7 protein-coding genes are annotated in these 7,146 nt (G+C 70.1%); 3 read left to right on the forward strand and 4 right to left on the reverse strand.

What is annotated here, in order from left to right:
* The coding region (locus ACMUOO_RS15770; RefSeq protein WP_413855709.1) for a helicase HerA-like domain-containing protein at positions 1-1,252 on the forward strand (1,252 nt) is incomplete at its 5' end.
* A 3-nt stretch (positions 1,253-1,255) separates the two neighbouring features.
* Here ACMUOO_RS15770 and ACMUOO_RS15775 read toward each other — a convergent pair.
* From ACMUOO_RS15775 to ACMUOO_RS15790, 4 genes are all read right to left on the reverse strand, one after another.
* Positions 1,256-2,560, reverse strand: coding sequence for an HlyC/CorC family transporter (locus tag ACMUOO_RS15775; protein WP_301918800.1), 1,305 nt, complete (start codon positions 2,558-2,560; stop codon positions 1,256-1,258).
* A gap of 70 nt (positions 2,561-2,630) precedes the next feature.
* The gene (locus ACMUOO_RS15780) at positions 2,631-3,581 is read right to left on the reverse strand and encodes a site-specific tyrosine recombinase XerD (RefSeq protein ID WP_301918801.1); all 951 of its coding nucleotides are present in this window, start codon (positions 3,579-3,581) and stop codon (positions 2,631-2,633) included.
* A 2-nt stretch (positions 3,582-3,583) separates the two neighbouring features.
* Positions 3,584-5,116: a hypothetical protein gene (locus ACMUOO_RS15785; RefSeq protein ID WP_413855710.1), complete on the reverse strand. Its 1,533-nt coding sequence runs from the start codon at positions 5,114-5,116 to the stop codon at positions 3,584-3,586.
* A gap of 13 nt (positions 5,117-5,129) precedes the next feature.
* The gene (locus ACMUOO_RS15790) at positions 5,130-5,267 is read right to left on the reverse strand and encodes a hypothetical protein (RefSeq protein WP_301918803.1); all 138 of its coding nucleotides are present in this window, start codon (positions 5,265-5,267) and stop codon (positions 5,130-5,132) included.
* A 211-nt stretch (positions 5,268-5,478) separates the two neighbouring features.
* On the opposite strand from ACMUOO_RS15790, the gene ACMUOO_RS15795 reads away from it, so the two are divergent.
* A complete protein-coding gene (locus ACMUOO_RS15795; RefSeq protein WP_301918804.1) occupies positions 5,479-6,027 on the forward strand; it encodes a shikimate kinase in 549 nt (182 codons plus the stop codon).
* Entirely contained in the window at positions 6,024-7,139 is a 1,116-nt protein-coding gene (gene aroB / locus ACMUOO_RS15800; RefSeq protein ID WP_301918805.1) for a 3-dehydroquinate synthase, read from the forward strand. The genes ACMUOO_RS15795 and aroB overlap by 4 nt, the downstream gene beginning before the upstream one ends.
* Positions 7,140-7,146 lie beyond the last annotated feature (7 nt).

Raw genomic sequence — 7,146 nt, forward strand, 5'->3', positions numbered from 1 at the left:
GTCCTTCCCGGTCGCCTTCTGGGACCTCTTCGGCGAGCAGGGCACGCCCGTCCGCACCACGGTGACGGAGATGGGGCCGCTTCTCCTCTCGCGGCTCATGGACCTCAGCGAACCGCAGGAAGGCGTGCTGAACATCGCCTTCCGGCTGGCCGACGAGGAGGGGCTGCCGTTGCTCGACCTCAAGGACCTCCAGGCCATGCTGGTCTGGATCGGCGAGAGCGCGGCAGAGATCGGCTTGCGCTACGGCAATGTCTCCCCCGCCACCGTTGGGGCGATCCAGCGCCAGCTTCTGGTGCTGGAGAACCAGGGCGGCACCCGGTTGTTCGGCGAGCCGGCGCTCGACCTCGCCGACATGATGCGGGTCCTGCCCGACGGGCGGGGGCAGGTCAACATCCTCGCCGCCGACAAGCTGATGGCCTCGCCCCGGCTCTACGCGACCTTCCTGCTCTGGCTCCTCTCGGAGCTTTTCGAGGAACTGCCGGAGGTCGGCGACCCCGAAAAGCCCAATTTCGTCTTCTTCTTCGACGAAGCGCATCTTCTCTTCGAGGACGCGCCGAAGGCGCTCGTCGACAAGGTGGAACAGGTGGCGCGGCTGATCCGCTCGAAGGGGGTGGGGGTCTATTTCATCACCCAGAACCCCGCCGACGTGCCCGACGACATCCTCGGCCAGCTTGGCAACCGGGTGCAGCACGCACTCCGCGCCTTCACCGCGAAGGACCAGCGCGACCTTGCCCGCGCGGCCGAGAACTACCGCCCGAACCCGCGTTTCGACACCGAGACCGCGATCAAGGAAGTGGGGACCGGAGAGGCCGTGACCTCGTTCCTGGAGGCCAAGGGCGTGCCCGGCATGGTCGAGCGCACGCTCGTCCGCCCGCCGGCGAGCCGGCTCGGCCCGATCACGCCCGAGGAACGCCGCGCGGTCATCTCGGCCTCGGGTCTCGGCTTCAAGTACGACACGGTTTCGGACCGCGATTCGGCCTTCGAGCGGCTTCAGGCGCGCGCGGCCGAAGCCGCGAAGGCGGCCGCCGAGGCGGAGGCCGAGGAAGACAGGATGAAAGAGGAACTGCGCGAGCTGAAGCAGGCCCGCCGCTACGACGCGCCCGAGGTCGGCCGGTCGACGACGCGGCGGTCCTCCTCGCGCTCCGACAGCGTCGCCACGGCCTTCGGCAAGAGCCTCGCGCGGCAGCTCGGCACGAAGACCGGTCAGGCCATCGTCCGGGGCATTCTCGGCTCGCTGTTCAAGTCGCGCTGAGGCTCAGAGCGGCCGGATCTTCAGCCGTGTGATGCGGTTTTCCTTGCGCTGGACGACCTCGAAGCGGAAGCCGTGGAAGGAGAATACCTGGCCTTCGTTCGGGATCATCTGCGCTTCGTGGATCACGAGGCCGGCGATGGTGTTGGCCTCGTCGTCGGGCAGCAGCCAGTCGGTGGCGCGGTTGAGGTCGCGGATTGTCATGGCGCCGTCCACGATGCAGTCGCCCGCCTCTGTCCGCTTCAGCGGATGCTCGGCGTCGACGTCGAATTCGTCGGTGATCTCGCCGACGATTTCCTCGATGATGTCCTCGAGCGTGATGAGGCCGCGAAGCTCGCCGTATTCGTCCACGACAAGCGCGAAATGGGTCCGCCGCTTCAGGAACTCGCGCATCTGTTCGTCGAGCGGTGTCGTCTCGGGCACGAAGTAGGGCGCCTTGGCGACGCTCAGGATGTCGAGGTCGGAGACCGAATCGAGATGGCCGTCGCCGGTCCTGAGGAAGCGTTCGACGGCGCGCAGGAGGTCCTTGGCGTGGATCACGCCGACGATGTTCTCGCGCTCGCCGCGGTAGAGCGGCAGGCGGGTGTGGGGTGCTGCGAGGACCTGGCTGATGAGCACGTCGGGCGCGGCATCGGCGTCGAGCATCTGGATCTGGCTTCGGTGGCGCATGATCTCGTCCACCGTGCGGTCCGCGAGGTCGAGCGCGCCGAGGAGGCGGTCGCGGTCCTCCTTCTGGACGCTGCCGGTGGAATGGCCGATGGCCAGCGCGCCGATGATCTCCTCGCGGAACGAGAGGATGTGGCTGTCGGGGTCGGTCCTGACGCCGAAGAGCATGAGGAAGCCGCGGACGACGGCGCGGACGACGTTGACGATGGGGCTGAGGACGCGCACCAGCACGCGGATCGGCGGGGCGAGCCGAGTTGCTGCGGTTTCGGGGCTGGTGATCGCGTAGGTCTTGGGCAGCACCTCGCCGAAGACGAGGACGAGCAGGGTCATAACCATGGTCGCGACCGCCACGCCGTTCGCGCCGAAAAGCCGGGTGAAGAGCGCGGTTGCGAGCGAGGCGGCAAGGATGTTGACGACGTTGTTGCCGAGGAGGATCGCCCCGATCAGGCGTTCGCCGTCCTCCTTCAGCTTCAGCGCCACCTCTGCGCCGGCGTTGCCCTTGTCGGCCTGCGCCCGGAGCTTCCCGCGCGATGCGGCGGTCAGCGCCGTTTCGGAGCCGGAAAAGAAGGCGGACATCAGGAGGAGCAACATGATCCCGCCGGCGGTCAGCCAGGTCGTCGTGTCGAGCATGGGGTCTGCGGTCATCGGGGGGTCGTCCTTTCGTTCGCTCCGTTATCGCCGGCGAGCCTGCCGCCTTCAAGCGGCCGCGCCGGGGTCAGCCACGGGCGAGGGGATGATGCTCGAGCACAAGCGCGCGGAGACGCTCGTCGAGGACATGGGTGTAGATCTCGGTTGTGGAAACATCCGCATGGCCGAGAAGCGTCTGGATGACGCGGAGATCAGCCCCGCCCGCAAGGAGATGGGTGGCGAAGGCGTGGCGCAGGACATGCGGCGTCACCCGCGCGGGCACGATCCCCGCCGCCGCCGCGAGGTCCTTCAGGAGCCCGTGGAAGGCTTGCCGCGTCAGGTGCCCTTCTTTCCCGCGCGCGGGAAAGAGGTGCCGCGCCGGCGGCAGGCGCGCCTCGGCCCGCGCCGCTTCCTCGGCCGCGTCGCGCGTGGCAAGCCAGGCCGAAAGCGCGTCGCGGGCGGGGGGGGAAAGCGGCACCATGCGTTCCTTGCCGCCCTTGCCCTTCACCAGAAGCATCCGGGGATCGCCCCGCGCCGCCGCGACGGGGAGCGTCACGAGCTCGCTCACCCGCATCCCGGTGGCGTAGAGAAGTTCCATGAGGCAGGTGTTGCGGAGCCGCTCGACCGGATTGCGGCCGGTCTCGCGCGCGGCGGCGAGGAGCCGGTCCACCTCCTCCACCGTCAGAACCTTCGGCAGGCGCCTTGCCCTGGCGGGCCCGGCGATCTGGATGGCGGGATTGTCGGCGCGCCAGCCTTCGTCATAGGCGAAGCGGTAAAGCTGGCGGATGGCCGAGAGCCGGCGCGCCCGGGTGGCACGGGAAAGCCCTTCGGCCTCGCAGGCCACGAGGTAGGCTTCCACGTCGGCGCGGTCGGCGCGGGCGAAGTCGAGCTTGCGCCGTGTGAGCCAGGCCGCGAAGTCCTTGAGGTCTCGGCCGTAGGCGAGAAGCGTGTTGCGCGCGGCGTCGAGTTCGGCAGCCTGGGCTTCGAGGAAGGCCGAGATCCAGCGCGCGGCCTCGCGATCCGGTGAGGGCGTGGCCATGGTCAGCCCCGCCGCTCCAGAAGCACCAGTTCCAGCGCCGCCCGCCGTGCTGTCGTCTCCAGCCCGACATGGCGCAGGAAAACGAGTCCCTCGGTCACGTCCCTGAGGTCGCCCCGGGCGCCGTCGGTGATCTGGTCGATTGCCTCCAGGAGAGCCTCGCCAAGCCGTCGCTCGCTGACGAGCGCCGCGAATTCCGGGGCCGGGTCGGCAGCGCCGGTGAATGCCGCCTTGATCGCCGCGCCCATCTGGTCGGGCGGAACCGTGGCCGACCCGTCGCCGGTTGCCAGGCCGATCAGGAAGGCCTCGCTGTCGTCGCGCGGCGTCCTCCCCTTGGCAACGCGTTCGTATCCGTCGGAAAGGAGCGCAATCCGGAAGGCGAGCGCGCCTGCCGCGCCGTCAAGGTCCATCCGGGCGAGCGACTCGCCGAAGAGCGCGGCGAAGGGCACCTCGAGTTCCTGCGCCTCCACGAGTTGCCAGGCCTGGGGCAGCGTCCGGGCCACGGCCGCCCGGTCTGAATCCGCGATCGCGCGATCGAGCGTCTGGACGGCCCGCACCCTTTCCCACACGCCGCCCGAGGCGGCGGCCTCCCGTTCGGTGTAGAGCCCGAGAAGCAGGTTCGGCTCGATCGCACCGGTGCGCGCCAGCCGCTCGGCGGCGTCAAGCCGCGTCTTCCAGCCGGCATTGGAGTTGAGGTCGGCATGGGCGAAGGCGAGCGGCAGGGTCGAGGTCTGAAGCGGCTCCCCGATCGCCTCCATCAGCCTGAGGACAAGCGGTGACGGGCGCGCGGGCGCCGGCAGGTCCGGCGCGCCGTCCGCAAGCTCGGGGTCGAGGAAGCGTTCGAGCAGCGGGACCATGTCGGCGTCGATGTAGCCCAGCGTCTCGCCGGTCCGCAGCGAGAGCGCTGCGGCGTTCCAGTCGCCCCCGCGCGCCAGGCAGAACACGCGGGCCTCGAACGTAGGCGAAATCCCGGGGGTCTTGCGCATGACCTCGCAGGCGTGATCCTCCTCGCCGGTCAGGAGGGCGACGTCGAACCGCCGCCGGAAGACTTCGGGCGGCGGATCGTCCACCTGCTCCAGAAGCGCCAGCGCCGGGTCGAGCGCGCCGAGGTCGAGCAGTTTGTCGATCCGGGCGAGAAAGACGGTCCCCTGGCCGTCGGAATCGGCCGGGGGGGCAAGTTCGGCCAGCAGGAGCCTGTAGAGCAGCGACTGGATGGCCGGGAGCGTGTGCACCCGCTCGGCCCGGATCAGCCGCGCGAGGTCTGCCGAGGCCGTGGTGCCCCAGAGATCGCGGGGCAGGCCCGTCCGCGCCACCGAGCTCAGCCCGATGGCGTCGAGCGAGGGGGCGTCGAGCGGCAGGATGCTGATCGCCGTCTGGGTGACCGATTTCGCCACCGGGGGCTCGGCGGTCACGGCGCCGGGCGCAGGCATTGCCGCGGGCGTCGCGACCGATTTCGACAGCCAGTCGATCGCCGACAGGGGCTCGCCCGTGCCGGTCTCGGCCGCGAGCCGTGCCGGCCCGGCGAGGAGCAGCGTCACGACGAGAAGGGTCCTAGCGCTGCACATCCAGTTCGACCGGTGTCCTGACTTCGCTTCGCTCCGGCGTCATGTCGCCGAGATAGGCATAGCCGGCAATGCCGGCGAAGCCCACCACCGCGAGGATGAAGATGACCTTGAGAATGCGCAACATGTGGTCCTGCCGTCTTCTTGTTGTTTCCTGCCCATGCCCGTCGCGTGATCGCCCCCGGGGCGGGGCCGTTCCCGGCCGGGGCCGACGCCGGCCGGCCGCGCCAGTTGCATTTATATATGGCATTCGCGGCGAGTTCACGCCATTGAGGGCAGAAAGTTCGCGGGCCGGGCGGGGACTTGCCACCGCCGGCCCGGAGGAAGACGGGACGGGCTTGGGAACGGGAGCGCTCAGGAAGACGGTCGTGCTCATCGGCATGATGGGCGCGGGAAAGACCGCGGTGGGCACCGCGCTCGCCCGGGTGCTCGGCGTTCCCTTTCTCGATTCCGACGAGCAGATCGAGCGCGCGGCCAGCATGTCGGTGGCCGAGATCTTCCGCCGAGACGGCGAGACCTTCTTCCGGGCGCGGGAGAGCGAGGTTCTGGCGCGGCTCCTGAGCGGCCCGCCTTGCGTCCTCTCGACCGGCGGCGGCGCGTTCCTGTCGCCCGCGAACCGCGCTCTCATCGCCGAGAAGGGGGTGGCGGTCTGGCTGAAGGCGGATCTCGATCTGCTGTGGCAAAGGGTGCGCCACAAGACGACGCGCCCGCTCCTCAGGACGGCCGATCCGAAGGCGACGCTGGCCGGGCTTCTGGCGCAGCGCGAGCCGGTCTATGCGCAGGCCCAGGTGATCGTCGAGGCCGCGCCCGAGTATTCGGTCGAGGATATGGCGGCGAAGGTCCGCGCCGCGCTCGCCGGCCGATCGGACATCCTGGAGAGGACATGACAGCAACGACAGACACCGTCCGCGTGGATCTCGGACAGCGCAGCTACGACGTGCGCATCGGCGCGGGCCTCCTCGCGCGCGCGGGCGAGGAGATCGGGCCGCTTCTCCGCCGCCGCCGGGTCGCGGTCCTGACAGACACGACCGTGGCCGGGCTCCATCTGGAGGCGCTCCGAGCGGGGCTCGGCGGGATCGAGACGGTGGCGCTCGCGCTGCCGCCCGGCGAGGCGACGAAAGGCTGGGCGGAGTTCTCGCGCGCGGTCGACTGGCTTCTGGAGCAGAAGGTGGAGCGCCGCGACGTGGTCGTCGCGCTGGGCGGCGGCGTGATCGGCGATCTCGCGGGCTTCGCCGCGGCGGTCCTGCGGCGGGGCGTGCGCTTCGTGCAGATCCCGACGACGCTCCTGGCGCAGGTCGACAGTTCCGTCGGCGGCAAGACCGGCATCAATTCCGTCCACGGCAAGAACCTCATCGGCGCCTTCCACCAGCCCTCCCTCGTGCTGGCCGACACCTCTGTGCTGGAAACGCTGCCCGCCCGCGACTTCCTTTCGGGTTACGGCGAGGTGGTGAAGTACGGGCTTCTCGGCGATGCCCGCTTCTTCGACTGGCTGGAGGCGACGGGCCCGTCGCTCGCCGCCGGCGACCGCACGGCACGGCAGCATGCGGTGCGCCGGTCGGTCGAGATGAAGGCGCGGATCGTCGAGCGCGACGAGACCGAGGAGGGGGATCGGGCGCTCCTCAACCTCGGCCACACCTTCTGCCATGCGCTCGAGACCGCGACGGGCTATTCCGGCCGGCTCCTGCACGGCGAGGGCGTCGCGGTCGGCTGCGCGCTCGCCTTCGAGCTCTCCCAGCGGCTCGGCCTTTGCAGCCAGGAGGCGCCGAGCCGCGTCAGGGCGCATCTCAGGGCGATGGGGATGAAGGTCGATCTGGCGGATATCCCGGGCGAGTTGCCGGGGGCGGAGGCGCTGATGGCGCTGATGGCGCAGGACAAGAAGGTGATGGACGGACGCCTGCGCTTCATCCTCGCCCGCGCGATTGGCGAGGCCTTCGTGGCGACGGACGTGCCGGGCGAGGTGGTGTTGGGGCTTTTGCGGGACGCGCTGGCGGGGCGCTGACCCCACC

Source organism: Albidovulum sp., from assembly GCF_041919395.1.
In the GTDB taxonomy this organism is placed as follows: Bacteria; Pseudomonadota; Alphaproteobacteria; order Rhodobacterales; family Rhodobacteraceae; genus Albidovulum.